Raw genomic sequence first — 17,685 nt, forward strand, 5'->3', positions numbered from 1 at the left:
ATAAGTAATCAAGCGAAGATGATATAAAAGCGATGACTACAATTCCTAGCGCAAAAGAAATGTCAAAGTACAGCTTTGCGTAACATCGTGGTGTTTTTAAACGTAGAGTATTTTAAATGGGAATTTGAATCCAGAATTCTGTACCTTTTCCTGGTTCTGATAGACAATTCAAAATTCCCCCGTGTTTTTCTACTACAATTTGGTAGCTAATTGATAGTCCTAGACCTGTTCCCTTTCCTACCTCTTTTGTGGTGAAAAATGGATCAAATAACCGCTTTTGAATGTCTTCTCCCATTCCTAATCCATTATCAGCAATTCGGATAACAACAAATTTACTCTCTAAAATTTCAGTACGAATTATAATTTGCGGTTTATGAGTTGTTTTTTTCTTGACTATTGAATCTTCTAATGCATCGATCGCATTAGTTAAAATATTCATAAATACTTGATTAAGTTGCCCAGCATAACAATCAATTAGAGGCAAATTACCATATTCTTTAACTATAGATATATCTAAGCCAATACCATTGTTTTTCCAACGATGATGCAAAATTAATAACGTATTTTCAATCCCTTCATGAATGTTAACTAATTTTTTCTCCGCTTCATCATGGCGAGAAAAATTTCGCAATCCCAATACAATTTCACGGATACGATTAGTACCCATATTCATCGAGGATAGTAGTTGAGAAAGGTCACTAGTAAGGAATTCCAAATCAATTTTTTTCGTGAAATCTTCAATTTCTACTTCCGGTTGGGGATAGTATTGCTGATAAAGGTGCAAGAGAGTCAACATCTCTTGAAAGTATTCGTTAGCATAGGTTAAGTTACCATGAATAAAATTAACTGGATTGTTGATTTCATGGGCAACTCCGGCAACTAATTGTCCTAAGCTAGACATTTTTTCATTTTGGATCAATTGAGATTGAGTTTGTTGCAATTTATGCAAGGTTTCGGTGAGTTTTTCAGCTTGAGTTTGAGCTTCTAAAGTAGCAGTGCGACTTTGAGTATAAAGTTGTGCATGATCGATGGCGATCGCTAATTGGTCGCAAACAGCTTGTAGTAGGCTAATTTCACTGTTATTCCAAATGCGATCGCCACTGCAATGACTGCACACAATCGCTCCAATCTCTCCAGAATTACTTTTAATTGGTAGCATTAGTTGAGATGTGATGCCAAACTCAGTTAAAAGTTCTTGCATCTCATAATCAAGTGGTGATTTACTATTAATATTTTCGATGCAGATTAGCTCTTGAGAGAGAAGAGTTTGGGTCAAAAAATTACTTTTTTGCAGTGGAATACTGCCTAACATACTTGCCAAATTAGGGTTTCGGGCTTCATAGGTAATAGTCAGGCTTGGTTGGGATGGATGCGGTAAGTAAGAAAGAAAGTAGCAACGGTCAATTTGTAATAAGCTGCGAATTTCGTTCACAGCTGTTTCTAAGATCATATCTAGGTTAAGAGAACTGCGGATTTGGCTAGCTAAACGCAGTAATAACGCTTCCCGACGGCTAAGGAGTTCTTCTCGCGCCCAGATTCGGTCAATAGCTACAGCAATATTATTAGCAATCCAATTTAATAGGTTATGAGTTGGTTCGGTAAATAATTGCTTGCTGAATAAAGCAATTATGCCGATTAATTGCTGCTCTACTATCAGGGGATAAACAGAAAATCGAGAAATTGAAAATGTCGATTCAATAAACTTTTCGGAATGATTTATTGATAATTCTTTGTTAAAAATAGCTTGATGGTTTTGAATCATTAAGCTAATAGTATTATTGACTAAAGCGATATGTTCTGGGAAATCTTGAGTATCGCTCAAAGCACTACAAGTAACATCTGTGCAATGAACACCAGCTTGCAATTGTAGCTGGTTTGTCTGGCGTTCAAATGTCCAGATACAAACAAAGCCGATATCAAGGTATTGGGAAATAGTATTTGTACAATTTTGCAGAATTTCTGGAAGTGTGCCACTTTGAGATAAAGCTAAACTGACTTCTGCACTCAAAACTGACAAGCGCGATCGCTCCAATAAAGCTAACTCTGAAAGCTTACGCTGTGTAATATCTGTACGAATTGATACATATTGATAGGGCTTTCCATCTTGTCCCAACATTGGGGCGATCAAAGTATCAACCCAATAAAAAGTTCCATCCTTGGCTTTATTTTGAATTTCTCCTTTCCATATTTTTCCTTGGGCGATACTTTTCCATAAACTTGCAAAGAATTCTTTTGTATGGTGTCCAGAATTGATAATCCGATGATCTTGCCCTAAAAGTTCTTCTGAAGAATATTTAGAAACTTCACAAAATAAGTCATTGACATAAGTTATTTTTCCAGTCCTATCAGTAATAGCTACCAGTGAATGAGCATTTAAGGCAAATTTAAAAGCTTCTAATTCTTGGATAGAATTTTTTAGCGCTATCTCATTCTGTTTATTAGCAGTAATGTCACGAGCTACTGCATACATCAATTTTTCTTCACTGAAAGCAGTTACATTCCATGACAGCCATTTGTAAGAACCATCCTGACAAAGATAGCGATTTTCAAAGCTGACTGCATCTACAGATTGTGTAATATTTTGGGCTGCTGCAATAGTAGATTCGCGGTCTTCAGGGTGAACAAATTCGATAAAGGGTTGAGCAATAAGTTCCTGAATTGACCAACCTAGTATTTTTGTCCATACCGGATTTAAATACTTAAAATAACCATCAAAGTTAGCAATACACAATAAATCTAGAGAAAGTGAGAAAAAGCGGGAATATTTTTCTTCAGATTTATTGAACTCATATTGAACTAGTTTCATCAGCTTTTTAGGTATGAATCTTTTTTGAAAAAGGTTAAATAAGTTAATACATTTTTTATTGAAGTTGAATGATCATTGTCATGTAATATATCAACCTAGAGACTTACCTAATGTCAGTTCTAAGCAAGACTGTTGAGCTTACCAATAAAAACGTAATTAACTTGATGTAGAGCCAATAAGTATCTAGTAGTTTCTACTGAGGAAACTAGCTAGCTATCGAGTTAATTCTCTACTAAATAAAGGTTTCCCTAAAAAGCTGTAAAGTAAACATTTAGATTTAAAATTTAAAATAAGAAGTGTTACGTAAACTGAATTAATCAGAATTTTTACTTGTAATTGTCCTTAAGTAGCTAAGGCATTAGTACCACAAAGCGTAATTCGTAGTTAAGAATTCAATTACGAATTATGAATTACGTTAAGCGTTAGCAAAAGCGTTGCGGTAGTGAGTATTCGAGCGTCCGCAGGAGCGTCATTACAAATTATTTTTAAGCAATACTCCCGCGCTTTCTGGCTTCTTTGTAGGAAGTTCCCACGTTTTTCAAACCAGCTTTAATCATTTGTTGTTCGAGAAGAGCAAAGAAACGCGCTTTATCGCCACCTTTTACCACTGCTTGATTGTGCGCTTCGGCGATCGCTACAGGATAGCCATATCCTTTTTGCACTTGTGCTAACATCAGTCCCAGTGCTTGATCTAACATGGTTGTATTCTCGGCTACCCATACCGGAACTTCGATCCGGGCGATTTCAGTGCCAACGTGGACGTAGCAAAAGTAAATTGTTTGATCGCCGTAAAGTTCGAGAATAGGAGAATTGCTGCGCCACAGGGTACTGCGTTGTCCTGGTTTGAGTCGGGTTGCCCAAACAGAAGTATCTCGTAACTGTTCAAAAATTTTACAAGCTACTTTTTCTAACTGATTTGGGCAATGACTTTTACAGTCTGGCGCTGGATGGGGACAAGCTAATAACCGTAAAAAGTTCATTGTTTCGATGCTGCGAGAGGCGCTAAGATACCCCATTAAAGGAATTCGAGCATCACGCATTTGCCGCCAAGCTTCTAAGATGGGGGGTAAAATGCGATCGCGTGCATCCATCGGCAACTGTTCTAAAAACCAGTAAATTAGCGAACCATCTACCATCGCTAGCGCTGGCGTTTCCCCTTGTGCTGCATCACACGCAAGTTCTGCTAACACCGTTGTTTCGGAAGCAGTGCGGCGAAAACTCATCCATTCCTCGGTTCTAATTCCCCATTGCCGAGACATATATAAATCTTCTGGGCGATAAAATACTTCTGGCAAACTATCGAGTAGGGGATGGCGATTTTGTCCGTAGTGCAAGACAACTCTGCCGATATTTAGGAGATAACAATAAGCAATTTCGTGATGGTTGGGAGCAATTTGAGAACCATCGGTAGCGATGACAGTATGAATTTTTGGGGGAACTGGAATATCGATGCAGGTTTCTAACGGCTCGATTGGGGTAGCATTAGCAAAGAGAATGCGATCGCGCCATTTTTCCTGGCGATCGATTAAATCTTGTTGACACTCGTAAGCATTTTTTAGATGTTGTTGTGCCATTTCTAAACGCTGACGACTGGCAGCAGCTTCTAATGTAAGATGTTGACTTAAACCCTGCATTTGTCGCGCTAGTTTTGTGAGGTCAAGCATAAAAATAAGTGCTAAGTGAAGAAGGAATAGTTATTGAGTTATTATTTCACCTAAATTTACCAAACACATAGTTTTATTTAATAGATATAGCAGGAGGCAGGTGGTCACTGAATCTCGACTCACAACGACTGCGCGGTAGTTGAATCTCGACTTCGCTCGATTACCGCGTATTCGAAACTCAGTGCAAGTCGCTCGATTTTTGCGTAGTCGAAGTGAGGCAGAGGGCAGGAGGTAAAACTATTGCTAGCTCTAGCATTCACCCTTTCCAAATGTCCTAACTTATGTGACTACGGCTATATCTTGCAAAAGTAACAAATGCCAAAATGTTAGGGTGGATGTTAAAGGTTACTGGGTTTGGGAAAATTCTATACCTTTACCCTTTAACCCTTCCCCTTTTCCCTACAATACCAAGAAGTCTCTTAGAGAATGTTTGTAAAGACGTAGCACTTACTACGTCTCTTTTTTACTAGATGTTTAATAGATTAAAGCCAAGCTGAGAAATCCTTAGCAAACTGAGAAAGTGATAACAACTGAATTCGCGGATCATTTTGGGCAAATTCCCGTTCTGCTTGGGTATTATAGCCCCAGTCTGCAAGGAAAAGTTTTACATCCTCAAGGTCTGCTTGCTGTTGGACTAACTGTAATGCCTTAAGTCTATCTTCTACAAACCAAAGACTAACTGGCTTGTCACCTGCTGATTGGATTAATTCTCGCAAAATCTCATATTTGGGACGCTTGACTTCTTTGCCAAAAATTGCTTGCGGTGGTAAATTCACCCCTTCTTGTTGCAACAACTGTTGCACAAAACGCCCTTCTTTAGTTGTCACAATAAATAGCTTAACTCCACTGTCAACAGTTAATTTTATTTTTTCTACTACACCCGGATAAAATTTATGCAGACTCAGCCAACCATCTAAATCTGTGCTAATCCATTTATCTCGCTGTTGATCTAGTTTCGCAGCAATTTCTCTTGCTTCTAGCTTGTCATCTAACAAAAGTTGTGGGGCGATCTTTGCCCATTCATGAAGAATCTTATCATCAGGAATTCCATCTAACAAAGCTTTAATTAAAACGGGCATTTCCCAACCAGTTTCAATAACAGGGCGTAGACGATAGAATCTTAAAGCTAAATCGTCTGGTGGTGTGTCATTAGTAGGAGACCAAATTTCACAGTAGGTACGCCATGCTACCTCAAAATATTCAATTAGTCCGTCGCAAATCACTCCATCAAAGTCCAGGGCTAAAATTTTGGGACTACTTGCGGTCATTGGTTTGAGAATGAAAGTGCTGTTGTCAGCTTACCCGACAAATTTAAATCATGCAGTAATTTTTGTTAGTCTTTTAGAATTTATAAGTTGCTTAAAAAGTATAGTGGCATTGTTCAATTTGATTTGTTAATGCTAGGTTAAGGGGGATCAACAGCAGGTTTGCGATCAACTAAACGAATTTGGTTTTGCTTGACTACTACGGTGATTAATGGTATCGAGCGTTTAGCTGGGTCATGAATAACTCGACCCTGAGAGGACAAATAAAAGGTTTGTACATTTTTTCCCTGCCACCATACTCGCCTCAAATGAACCCCATTGAAGATGAGTGGCTAGCACCTGAAACCTAAACTATAAATAAAATTAACTATCGGGTGGAATGGCATTTACTTAAGCTAAATTTAGATCCCCGAATTCTTCAAGAAATCAGGGATCTGGGCAGACTTGGCTTATTACAAGGATGGAGCATACAACTTATCGCCGACAATCTGGCGAATAGTCTCTACTAGTTGGCTGTATGCAAAGTTAGATAAAACTGGTTTGGCTGCCTGCAAGTTAATTGGTTGATCTAAATCGATCCATGACTTACAGCCACCGTATTTAGCGTAATAGGGAATTTCTTGCTCTTGGGATAGTTTATATGTCCGCAGGAGGAGAATATAAAGGGGCTGACGTGCTTTCCATTTGAGGCGATCGCTAATAAAATGCTCGTTCCAAATATGAAAAGGAAGTAAAGTGTTGACAATAGACTCGTCACTCACTGGCAAAATATTCGTAATTTCAGCCCAACTGCCAATGCGAACTGTTTCAGGATGCCAACCAGATGTTACTGGATAGACACTATTGGCATACTCAGGTTTCAGCATGAAAGCTTGCTGATGTTCATAAGTAGGGTAAAGCAAAATTTGCTTGTGGGCAACTTGGAAATGTCCATTGCGCTCATGGATACCGCCTTTGCGGAGCAACATAATTGTTTTGCCGTTTTCCAAGGCATTTACGGCAACGGCCCATTCTTTGAGGGCATGAAAAGTTGTAGTCAATTCCATCACTATCTACTGTAACTCTAATTTAATTTGAAGCTAAGACCGATAAAGTGTAAAACTATCCAGGGAAATGAATTAGGAAACATTTATGGAAAAGCGATTGCTAGGTACTTCTGACGTGCAAATCACACCCATCCTCATGGGAACTTGGCAAGCTGGTAAAAGAATGTGGGTAGGAATTGAGGACGCTGACTCGATTAAAACCATCCGAGCCGCTTATGAAGCTGGGATTACGACAATTGACACTGCTGAAGTATATGGTGAAGGACACTCAGAGCGGATTGTCGCTGAAGCTTTATCTGATGTGCGAACTCACGTGCAATATGCCACGAAAGTTTTTGCTAACCATCTCAAGTATGAACAAGTGATTGAAGCTTGCGATCGCTCCTTAACTAACCTGAAAACTGATTACATCGATCTTTACCAAATACATTGGCCCTCCGGTGCTTTCAATAGTGAAATTGTACCTATTGAAGAAACTATGAGCGCTCTTAACTCGCTCAAAGAGCAAGGTAAAATTCGAGCGATCGGTGTTTCCAATTTTTCTAGCGTCCAGTTAGCAGAAGCAGCAAATTATGGACGTATTGATAGTTTACAACCACCCTATTCTTTATTCTGGAGACAGGTAGAACAAGATGCATTGCCCTATTGTATCAAAAACAATATTTCTATCCTTGCTTATTCACCTTTAGCGCAGGGGTTGTTAACAGGAAGATTTGCTCTCGGTCATAAATTTGACCCAACAGATAACCGTGCTAGAAATAAACTGTTTCAAGGCGAAAACTTTGAACGTGCCCAACAAGCGCTAGAAAAACTGCGTCCTATAGCCCTTCTTCATAATTGTACCCTTGCTCAATTAGCTTTAGCCTGGTTAATTGCTCAACCTCAAACAAATGCGATCGCCGGAGGGCGTTATCCCGAACAAGCATTAGATAACGCATTAGCCGCTCAAATCCAGCTTTCTACAGCCGAATTGGCAGAAATTGATGCCATTGGACGTATTGTTACTGACCATCTAGATGACAATCAGATTATGTGGAATTGATGACAATGTACTTGGGTTAGCCATCCCGATCCCTCCAAGCTCCCTTCAACTTTCTTAAAAAGAGAGCTAGGGATCAAATTTATAGCTTGATATTGCAAAATCTAACAAAACGTCAACTTTAGTAAACCAAGGGCTGCAACTCACAATTTAAGTGATAATTTAAATAGTAGGACACCAAATAACATCAAACCAAACAAAAAGGGTCAATGACTTAGTGTCCCCTTGTCATCAGCCCAAGCAAATTTCAGCATATCAAATGTTATAAAAGTGGCAAAAAGCCTAATGTAAAAGGCAAAGCCAAATCCTCAAGCGGAAAAACGCAAGAATGCTGAGTTTGTTAGTTTTTCAGTCCACCCTAGTTATTAACCTTCAGTTAGTTAATTAGTTTAAAATTTGAAACCTGTAAACTCGATAAAACCTGGTCAACCTCGACCAGGTTTTTGGTATTTTATGATGATATGATTTTTTCGGTACGGCAGCGAGTGCCGAAATTAATGCTTGAGGAGCTAGTTGTGAGACTAGGATAAGATTAACTATCTTTTGTTAATCTGCCCAATCAACCTAAAGCTTTTCTTCAAGGTACTTCAGTTATTTTGCCAAAAAAACAAGCCTACTTGTATAGGCTTGTTTTGTACAATAGACTTCTTGCAGAAGTGGGGTAAGAGGTAAGGGATAAAGGGGAAAGCGGCGATAGAATTACCCAAACCCAGTAACCTTTACCCTTTCTCCCCTCTTGTAAAACTATTTTTGCAAGAGGTCTAATATAAACTCAAATTAAGACTATGGCTTATTTTCCAGCAGGTAATAAAATAAGACAGCAACATATCCTGCTTGGAGAATTTGATGAGAAAATATAGCTTTTTAAATAAAATTACTACAGCCATTATTATAGCGACCCTTTCTTTTTCTTGTAAGTCTTCTGTTAGCAGAAATCCAGAACAGGCAAAAGCAACTGATAAACCTAAGCCACAGCCAAATCTTATCTATGGTGATTTAATCATTAAAGAACAATCAGATTATCTGATGATTCCCGTTACTCTTCCAGAGCAGAATCCAGATAAAGGAATTGATTTAAACCTCTCACGTTCTTATGAAAATCAAAGAAATAACCCATTGTATAACATTATCTTTTATCAAAAGCAAGGTGGTGAAGCTCATCTTTTATTAAATAAAAAAGCCATTATCACCTCCTTCGATTTCTTAGAGGTAAAAGCGGCAGACAAACCAACTACAAGAGTTTGGTTGTATAAAATCATTGACCAAGACACAAATACAGATAAAAAACTCAACAGCGAAGATGCTACTATTGGCTATCTTTCTGATTTATCAGGTAAGAACCTCCAGCAAATTACCCCAAATAATACTCGAATTATCAGTTGGGTTGTTGTTCCCAGTCAAAATGCAATTTTTCTAAAAATTCTCAAAGACTCGGATAATGACAAAAAGTTTACAGAAGAAGACAAAACAAATTTTGTGAGGGTTAACCTCGATAAAATCGGTATGGGAACTGAGATTATTAGTGACCAAATTGAGCAAGAAATTAAATCATATATTTTTAAATAAGCGTATATTTAGTAAGCCGCCCAAACTGCTTACTAAATATACGCTTATTTATTTATGCCCACTTACTTGGACAAAACCCAATCGCGTAAAAGTTGATTTACTCTATCCGGCACTTCATCGTGAGGACAATGACCTGCTGTTAAGAAATGTTCTGTCAAGTTAGGACAATATTGACGAAACTTCGGAGAACGTTCTCTAGTATTCATCCAAGGATCAGCTTCTCCCCATAACATCAATAAAGGACAAGTTAATTGCTTTAATAGCACATCAACTTTTTCCCCTTGAGGAGTGCTAAAAACTGAAACAAACACATCCAAAGCACCCGGATCAAAAGCAGGGCGAGAAATTTCTTCTACTAATTGGTCTGTAATTGCACTTTTATCAAGATATACCTTTTCTAAAGTTTGGCGAATTACCCAACGTTGTCGCACGTATTGAAATAATAGAAACTGAGCTAAAGGTTGTTGAAACATCCACTTAACTGAGTCACCCAGTAATTTCTCTAAAGAAGAGGGTTGTTTGGGTGGCTGAATTTCGCTTTGCAAAGCTTCAGGTTCAGATGTTGCTTGGTTTTCGCTAAAAGGCCCGGCACTATTGAGCAATACTAAACCAGCTACATTCTCAGGACGTTGTGCTGCAACACACAAGCAAGCATAGCCACCAAGGGAGTTACCCGCTAATACTGCTTTTTGACCAATTACTTCATTGATAAAGTCGTTAAGTTGGTCGCGCCACAAGTCGCCACTGTACTGCAATTTTGGTTTTGCCGATCGCCCGAATCCCAAAAGGTCGATCGCAAATACTTCAAAATCTTGACACAATCCTGTGATATTCTTGCGCCAGTGGTCTGTAGAAGCACCAAATCCATGTACCAAAAGCAAAGGCGGACGTTGGGTTTGTTTCTCTCCCGCACGCACATAGTAAACGTTGTGCCCGCGCCACTGCCAATATTTGCCAGGAATTGGAGTTGTAGAGGAGGCTGTAGTTACCTGCATGATTTAAAGAAATGTTAAGTAGCTTTTAATAATTGTAAACTAGGTGAGGGGATTGGGGCAGGGGAGCAATCAATTCAAAATTCAAAATTCAAAATTCAAAATTAAAGAACTCCTGCCTTCTGCCTCCTCTTTCCCAATGACTAATGACTAATGACTAATGACAAAAAAAATTACAGGCAAAACTAAACTACTAGGAGTCATTGGGCATCCGGTGGAACATTCGCTCTCACCAGTGATGCATAATGCTGCGATCGCACAATTAGAATTAGATTACATTTATCTGCCTTTTGGGATTGAACCACAGAATTTAGAGGTGGCGATCGCAGGTTTAGCTGCTGTTGGGGTTGTCGGCTTTAGTGTGACGATACCTCATAAACAAACAATCATCCCTCTACTCTCAGAAATTACGCCCCTAGCTCAAACTATCGGTGCAGTAAATACTGTTAGCCGCCAAAATAACCAATGGGTAGGCACAAATACAGATATAGAAGGATTTATTGCTCCTTTACAGACAATATATAAACAAGATTGGAGTCAGAAAGTAGCGGTAATTTTAGGCAATGGTGGTGCAGCCAGAGCAGTTGTAGCAGGTTGTATTCAGCTAGGTTTTGCCCAAATTCATGTTGTTGGGCGCAATATGCAAAGATTAGAAGAATTCCGCAATAGTTGGAGCAATTCATCCCTAGCTGAAAAATTCCAGGTTCATCAATGGGAAGAATTACCAAAGCTCATTCCCCAAGCAAATCTGCTAGTAAACACAACTCCGATTGGGATGTATCCCAAAGTCGATGAATCGCCTTTAAGTGCAGAAGAAATAGCGAATTTACCAACAGGTGCGATCGCTTACGATTTAATATATATTCCTAAACCGACACGATTTCTTCAACAGGCACAAAAACAAGGCGCAATTGCGATCGATGGATTAGAAATGTTAGTTCAACAAGGGGTAGCAGCATTAAAAATATGGTTGCAGCAAGAAACTTTGCCTGTCGAAGTGATGCGCCAAGCCTTACAAAATCACCTGGGTTTAGGGGAGTGATGAAACTTGATTACCCCGCTTAATCCCCCCTTAGAGTAAGGATGCTCCAGGGGCAAGGGGTGCAGGGGTGCAGAGGTGCAGAGGGGGATTTCTATTCTTGCGAACGCACAGCATAAAACTTCTTCTTTCTTCCCTGCTCCCTGCTCCCTGCTCCTTGGTCACTGAGCGTAGCCGAAGTGCTGCCCCCTGCTCCCTGGTCACTGAGCGTAGCCGAAGTGCTGCTCCCTGCCCCCTGGTCACTGAGCGTAGCCGAAGTGCTGCCCCCTGCTCCCTGCCTTCAAAGCGATAGGATATTTTTTTATTTGGAAGTCCCTTATCCTGCATTTTATGCAGTTTTAGCATTTTTATCAGATGCTTGTTCTGCAACATTTTTCAAGCGGCTCGACCTGATTTTACGGATGCGATCGCTACTACGAACACCACCTGCCATCTCATACTCACGGCTGTCTTTACCGTATTTAATCGCAACTACCATCAACATCTTTTCAGAAAGCTGACTCAAGTTTTTTTCCATCTCTTCAATTTCAGTTTTAGAAGAGTCAACCACAGACAGAGCAGTATTATAAACATCAATTTTTTTACGTAACTGGTCGATTGACTCAATCAGTTTTTCCAGACTATAATTTTCATCCAATTTGATATTTGGAACAATCGATTTCAGTCCGGCGGATCTTAACTGAGCTTTTTCTAAAATACGAGATGTGCGTTTTTTGCGAGACATAAAATTACTCCTTTAAAATGCTGTTAGAGCTAGCTTGCCTTAATTAAACTGCATTCCGGTTCAGCAAAACTCGCAATTTTTGTATTATTTTTTTCAACTTATAGCAGTAATTTTTCGGAATTTAATTACTAAATGTTGGTATTTATAGAGATAAATGTCTAAACTTTATCAAAACTTTAAGAGAAACTGTTCCCGTAAGTTGTGAAACCATTCCCGTAAATTGTGGAACCGTTTCCGTAAGGTGTGAAACCATTCCCGTAAGTTGTGAAACCATTCCCGTAAGTTGTGGAACCGTTCCCATAAGTTGTGGAACCGCTCCCTTAAGTTGTGGAACTGTTCCCGTAAGTTGTGGAACCGTTCCCTTAAGTTGTGGAACTGTTCCCGTAAATTGTGAAACTGTTCCCGTAAGTTGTGAAACCGTTCCCGTGAATTGTGAGCTGACTTTTTAGGTTATGTGGAAAAGCGCAGGAAAAACCTAACCCCCTAACCCCCTTCCCAATGCGGCTATGCGTTATCCACATCTTTCTTTACAATCTTGAAACCCATGTTCTATAACCGTCTTAAACACTGAAAATTTAGACATACTTGATAAATTCACTTTTAATCTTCTCGCTAAAACTGCGTTTTTATTGAGAATCAACAACGAACGAATCAGGGTTATAAAAACCTGAGTCATATCATGTCTGCCAAATTAACCATAAGAAAAGAACCCCACCCCCAACCCCTCCCCGCTTGCGGGGCTACGGTGTACACACAAGTCTTTAAGAGTTACTCCATAAGCTTTTGATCCCCCCAACCCCCAATTTATCGCAGGGCTGTTTCATTCCACAAGGGCAAAGAGTTTGTGAATATCATTAGAGAGAAATCTCTGGGCAGTTGTGATGGAAATATGACCATTTAGGCGGAGTATATTAATTGCGTTAGCGAAGCTTTGCCGAAGGCATCGCTCGTAAAACAGAAAGATTAGCTGGGGCATTACCCAGATGTATAGTAGAACGATCTTCATTCAAAACTACATCTTTAACCCAATGAAGTCGATTTTCTATACCCCAATGACCGCGAATACCCTGAGCAAATTCTTGAGCCGTGCAAATGAGGCTACTGATGTAGCAAGCAATATCATGGTATGGTTTACCCCCTCTTGACCCCAACTCTTTCAACCCGAATTAAAGACTGAATTCCAATCCATTTTGGGTCTATTCCATTCAAATCATGAAAAACTTCGACAGTTCGCTTTGTCAGTCTATTCCTTGTTTTTTCACTAGCAATATAACGACTTCTTGGCTTTGTTTTCGCAGCAACACTTTGGATATGACGATAAAGTTTTGGCTGATGTTAAAAAAGATTCGGGTAATGGATAGCCCGATGCGGGAAGGGGGAAAATTCAAAGTCTCTCTCATGACATACTCCTACACTAGACTTCTTGCATAAGTCGGGAAAAGGGTAAGGGGAAAGGGGAAAAGGTTCTGTATTGTCCCCTTCCCCTTTAACATGAACCCCTTTTCCCTCTCTTGCAAAAAGCACAAATGCCAAGAGGTCTACTGTATACGTCAGCACCAGTGTAGGAGTATGTCACCGTAAACTCAGCCATTAACTAGATTTTCTACAGTATCGGCATCATTCGGTAATGCAGCTGTTAAAACTTCGCTGCCTTCTTTAGTAACTAAAACATCATCTTCAATGCGAATTCCACGCACATCTGCGAATTCAGATAAACGCTGCCAATTCACCACATTCTGATATTTTGAACGCACATTGGCATCATTTAAAATTGCTGGTACTTGATAAAAACCAGGCTCAATTGTGACTAACATTCCTGGGCGCAAGGGACGATTTAAACGGAGATAGCTTAAGCCAAAGCGATCGCTCCTTGCCCGTTCCTCTTCATACCCCGCTAAATCGCCCAAATCTTCCATATCATGCACATCTAAACCCAGTAGATGACCGATACCATGAGGAAAAAACAGCGCGTGGGCATCGATTTCTACTAAATCTTGGGGATTGCCTTGTAAAATGCCTAAATCTACTAAACCTTCAGCGATCGCTATAGCCGCTTGCAGGTGAATATCTCCATACTCTACACCAGGCTGGATTTTGGCAATGCAAGCATCATGGGCTGCCAACACCACATTATAAATATCTCTTTGAGTAGATGAAAACTTGCCGGAAACTGGCCACGTTCGAGTCACATCACCTGCCCAACCCATCTCAGTTTCAGCGCCAACATCGGCAAGCAGTAAGTCACCTGGTTGCAAACTATGGTGATACTGTTCGTTATGCAAAACTTCACCGTGAACGGTGACAATACTGTTGTAAGAGGTAGTCATATTGTGGGCAATAATTACCCCTTCCATCGCTGCCCGAACTTCTGCTTCTAATTTGGCTTGGGGTGTTGCTGCCATCCCAGCTTTGTGAGCTTTGACAGTCACAGCCGCAGCTTTTCGCAACTCGCTTAATGCACCATCATCGTGGGAGAGGCGGAGAGAAACGATCGCCTTCGCTAATTCTAAGTCAATTCCTTGGGGAGGACTTTGTGGTAAAACCCATCTATTTAATAGCTGCGATTGCTGCGTCCAAGTAGCTGCATCTTGGACGGCAACTGTGGCGGCATCTTCTAGCCAAGACTCTAATTCTGCCATTGGCCTTGCCACATCCGCCCCAATCTTCTCGGCTATTTCCTCGCGCGTTGGCATTTCTCCATACCAAAGGGCGCTACTGGGTGACGGATCATCAATGAATAATTCTAGTTTGCCCGCTTCTAGACGAATTGCCGCCTTTGGTAATGGCAGTCCGGCGAAATAAAGGAAATGACTATTAGCACGAAACGGAAAGGAATTTGCGGGAAAGTTGCGCGAATTATTGCTACCTGACCACAGAATTGCGGGAAAATCAATGAGCTTGGCTAGTTGTTGCCGTCGGTGGCGTAAGGTATCAACGAGGGAAGTAGAAGTTTGTTGGATAAGCATAAATGGAAACTCAAAGAAAAGGATAAAAATGATAGTTATGCCTTTATTTAGTCGTTATCGTCTTTATCATCCTTATCGTCATCTTTTTTATCATCCTTGCGATCGTGATGTTTGTCGTCGTCATCTTTATCGTTCTGCCTTATCTGCTTAGGCTCTTGGTTAGGTTGTAAGACTGGTTTTTGTTGCTCAGTTGGAGCAATTGGCTGGGGGGCTTCAACAACACAGCTAACTAATCCTCCAGAAATTAGCGCTAAGTTGACAGTAGCAAAGATGCTTTTGAAGATTTTTATCCTCATGTTTCCGTTTTGCTTTAACATTGACCTTAGTTTTGGGAGATTGTATTCATAATTTATAAGGTACTGTATATAGCGGTTCTCATTTGGATTAACACAGGGTAGGGCGCACGATATGTAATGGCAACGGTCAGCATCAATCTCTAACGCACTCCTGATATAAGACTTATATTTGATTGCGTGAAAAAAATTCGGTACACCTTAATTTTCTAAAATCTCCTTGCCTATTGCCTATTGCCTATTCCCTACTAAGCCAAGTGATTTCAGTAATCAAACCGGATTCCTATAAATATATTGCTGTCTAATTTTCAAGGCGACTCTAATGAAACAAATCATTACTCAAGTCGATGCTTTTACCAATAAACCTTTTGCAGGTAATCCTGCTGCTGTCTGTGTTTTGCCTGCTCCTCAAGATGAAGACTGGATGCAGAACGTAGCCCAGGAGATGAATTTATCTGAGACGGCTTTTTTAGTTAAGCAGGATGATGGCTTCAATCTGCGTTGGTTTACGCCTGCGGTAGAAGTGCCACTTTGTGGTCATGCAACTTTAGCTAGTGCCCATGTACTTTGGTCAGAGGGACATTTGTCACCTGATGAAGTTGCACGTTTTTATACCAAAAGTGGAGTGCTGATTGCTAAGTTGCAAGGTGATTGGATTGAGTTAAATTTCCCTGTAAATCACTCACAAGTAACAGTCGCACCTCCAGAACTCAAGCAAGCTTTGGGTGTACCCTACAAATCTGTCTTGCAGAATTCACTAGGTTATCTAGTGGAATTGGAATCTGAAGAATTGGTGCGTCAAATACAGCCTAATTTTCAACTACTCAAAACGTTGCCGATTTCTGAGATCATTGTCACCAGCCTCACTGACTCTGATTCTCAATATGATTTCGTTTCTCGCTTCTTTGCACCAGGATTAGGTATTAATGAAGACCCAGTTACAGGGGCGGCTCATTGCTGCCTAGCTTCCTTCTGGCGCGATCGCTTGCACAAAAATGAGTTTTTGGCTTATCAAGCATCTAGTCGCGGTGGCGTGGTGAAAGTGTATTATGACGGAGGCGATCGCGTCTTTCTCGGCGGACAAGCGGTAACTGTGCTGCGAGGGGAGTTATTTATCGCATCAACCTAATGTTACAAATCAATAATATCTGGCAAAAATTCACTATCAAGAACTTGGACAATGGAATAAGGACATTCCACTGGAAACGTATCTATTGGTAGTTCAGTTTCATTACTAGCAGCTTTCAATCCCCGATGATAGCACTGGGCTAAAACTTCTTCTGGATAAGATTTGAGGGTGGGACTCTCTTGCAGTAAATCTGCAATTTTGTAGCGCTGCTCATCAATCGTATTTCGCCAAGAGTCACGTCGCTTCGCTCCGAATTCAAAATTCAAAATTCAAAATTCAAAAATTTTTGATCCCCATAAATAAATGTTAGTTGCTCTGTATTCTTTTTCTTTTTGGTCATTAGCTTCCTGCAATCTACCGTAGATTAGCTAAATTGGAGATACTGTACGCCCATTGTAACGTCAAGAAAACTATAGAAAGCGATCGCATCTTTTTAGCCATACAAGCCGTAACGCCTTTATCTTGAGCTATCCCGATACAATCGGCATTACCTGCATAAAATAGCGCGGCACAATCGCATTGCAGAAGGTTGGCTTAAAATTGCACATCAATACAAACACTAAACCGCAAGAGCGTTCTTTTGCGAAGAAGCAACTGTCACAATATTTAAACAAGCCTATATTTTAATTTCAAAAATGTCTGCTAAACACAAAGATAGTATAAGTCCTATCCAATCTCGTGATTGGCCAATTGAGCAATTACCTGGACTGAGCCATGAAGAACAATCTCAACTCCAAAATTGTGGGATTACTAGCACAGTAGCGCTAGTCAAACAAGGGAAAACTCTAGAGTCAAGACTAGCGTTAGCAAATAAACTACAGATTCATCTTCAGTATGTAAATAAATGGATGGCTTTAGCTGACTTGGCACGTATTCCCAGTGTCGGGACACAATATTGTGGTTTATTGCTTCATGCGGGTATTGGTTCTGTAATGCAGTTAGCTCAAACTCCTACTCACAGATTGCACCAACAAATTATGCGCTTGCAAGTAGCCACAATGCAGCGCCGAGATTTGTGTCCAGCAATTGAGCTAGTACAACAATGGAGTCAGCAAGCGAAAATAGTTCTGAATGGAAAGTAGGGGGCAGGGGGGAGGGGGGCAGGGGAGCAGAGGAGCAGGGGAGAATAATAAATAACTAATGACCAATGACAAAT

15 protein-coding genes are annotated in these 17,685 nt (G+C 40.2%); 5 read left to right on the top strand and 10 right to left on the bottom strand.

The window, feature by feature from the left end:
* Positions 1 to 112: 112 nt before the first annotated feature.
* The 4 genes from RMX98_RS10750 to RMX98_RS10765 all read right to left on the bottom strand — a co-directional run bounded on the left by RMX98_RS10750 (position 113) and on the right by RMX98_RS10765 (position 6,781).
* On the bottom strand, positions 113 to 2,806 hold the full coding sequence (locus RMX98_RS10750) for a PAS domain S-box protein (protein ID WP_322681585.1): 2,694 nt from the start codon (positions 2,804 to 2,806) through the stop codon (positions 113 to 115).
* Positions 2,807 to 3,291: 485 nt separating this feature from the next.
* Positions 3,292 to 4,470, bottom strand: a complete 1,179-nt coding sequence (locus RMX98_RS10755) for a DNA double-strand break repair nuclease NurA (protein WP_322681584.1) — start codon at positions 4,468 to 4,470, stop codon at positions 3,292 to 3,294.
* A gap of 482 nt (positions 4,471 to 4,952) precedes the next feature.
* Positions 4,953 to 5,738: an HAD family hydrolase gene (locus RMX98_RS10760; protein ID WP_322681583.1), complete on the bottom strand. Its 786-nt coding sequence runs from the start codon at positions 5,736 to 5,738 to the stop codon at positions 4,953 to 4,955.
* Between the two features lie 449 nt (positions 5,739 to 6,187).
* Positions 6,188 to 6,781: a DUF1802 family protein gene (locus RMX98_RS10765; protein WP_322681582.1), complete on the bottom strand. Its 594-nt coding sequence runs from the start codon at positions 6,779 to 6,781 to the stop codon at positions 6,188 to 6,190.
* Positions 6,782 to 6,866: 85 nt separating this feature from the next.
* Between RMX98_RS10765 and RMX98_RS10770 the strand changes: the two genes are divergently transcribed.
* Both RMX98_RS10770 and RMX98_RS10775 read left to right on the top strand, forming a co-directional pair.
* A complete protein-coding gene (locus RMX98_RS10770) occupies positions 6,867 to 7,823 on the top strand; it encodes an aldo/keto reductase (RefSeq protein ID WP_322681581.1) in 957 nt (318 codons plus the stop codon).
* Between the two features lie 843 nt (positions 7,824 to 8,666).
* Positions 8,667 to 9,386 carry a hypothetical protein gene (locus RMX98_RS10775; RefSeq protein WP_322681580.1) on the top strand — a complete coding sequence of 240 codons (720 nt, stop codon included), beginning with the start codon at positions 8,667 to 8,669 and terminating at the stop codon, positions 9,384 to 9,386.
* Positions 9,387 to 9,448: 62 nt separating this feature from the next.
* Here RMX98_RS10775 and RMX98_RS10780 read toward each other — a convergent pair whose 3' ends face one another.
* Entirely contained in the window at positions 9,449 to 10,381 is a 933-nt protein-coding gene (locus RMX98_RS10780) for an alpha/beta fold hydrolase (RefSeq protein WP_322681579.1), read from the bottom strand.
* A gap of 157 nt (positions 10,382 to 10,538) precedes the next feature.
* On the opposite strand from RMX98_RS10780, the gene RMX98_RS10785 reads away from it, so the two are divergent.
* A complete protein-coding gene (locus RMX98_RS10785) occupies positions 10,539 to 11,420 on the top strand; it encodes a shikimate dehydrogenase (protein ID WP_322681578.1) in 882 nt (293 codons plus the stop codon).
* Between the two features lie 325 nt (positions 11,421 to 11,745).
* Here RMX98_RS10785 and RMX98_RS10790 read toward each other — a convergent pair whose 3' ends face one another.
* From RMX98_RS10790 to RMX98_RS10805, 4 genes are all read right to left on the bottom strand, one after another.
* Complete coding sequence (locus RMX98_RS10790; protein ID WP_322681577.1) at positions 11,746 to 12,141, bottom strand: hypothetical protein; 396 nt, start codon at positions 12,139 to 12,141, stop codon at positions 11,746 to 11,748.
* 920 nt (positions 12,142 to 13,061) lie between these two features.
* Positions 13,062 to 13,292: an ISAs1 family transposase gene (locus tag RMX98_RS10795; RefSeq protein ID WP_322681576.1), complete on the bottom strand. Its 231-nt coding sequence runs from the start codon at positions 13,290 to 13,292 to the stop codon at positions 13,062 to 13,064.
* 432 nt (positions 13,293 to 13,724) lie between these two features.
* A complete protein-coding gene (locus RMX98_RS10800) occupies positions 13,725 to 15,107 on the bottom strand; it encodes an aminopeptidase P family protein (protein WP_322681575.1) in 1,383 nt (460 codons plus the stop codon).
* Positions 15,108 to 15,154: 47 nt separating this feature from the next.
* Positions 15,155 to 15,403: a hypothetical protein gene (locus tag RMX98_RS10805; RefSeq protein ID WP_322681574.1), complete on the bottom strand. Its 249-nt coding sequence runs from the start codon at positions 15,401 to 15,403 to the stop codon at positions 15,155 to 15,157.
* 319 nt (positions 15,404 to 15,722) lie between these two features.
* On the opposite strand from RMX98_RS10805, the gene RMX98_RS10810 reads away from it, so the two are divergent.
* Positions 15,723 to 16,529 (top strand): PhzF family phenazine biosynthesis protein, encoded by an 807-nt coding sequence (locus tag RMX98_RS10810; RefSeq protein ID WP_322681573.1) that lies wholly within the window; start codon positions 15,723 to 15,725, stop codon positions 16,527 to 16,529.
* Positions 16,530 to 16,531: 2 nt separating this feature from the next.
* On the opposite strand, the gene RMX98_RS10815 is transcribed toward RMX98_RS10810, so the two are convergent.
* Positions 16,532 to 16,795, bottom strand: coding sequence for a DUF29 domain-containing protein (locus RMX98_RS10815; RefSeq protein WP_322681572.1), 264 nt, complete (start codon positions 16,793 to 16,795; stop codon positions 16,532 to 16,534).
* A 369-nt stretch (positions 16,796 to 17,164) separates the two neighbouring features.
* Here RMX98_RS10815 and RMX98_RS10820 point away from each other — a divergent pair, with 369 nt between their 5' ends.
* Entirely contained in the window at positions 17,165 to 17,611 is a 447-nt protein-coding gene (locus RMX98_RS10820) for a DUF4332 domain-containing protein (protein ID WP_322681571.1), read from the top strand.
* Positions 17,612 to 17,685 lie beyond the last annotated feature (74 nt).

Source organism: Nostoc sp. DedQUE02 (assembly GCF_034531035.1).
In the GTDB taxonomy this organism is placed as follows: Bacteria; Cyanobacteriota; Cyanobacteriia; order Cyanobacteriales; family Nostocaceae; genus Nostoc.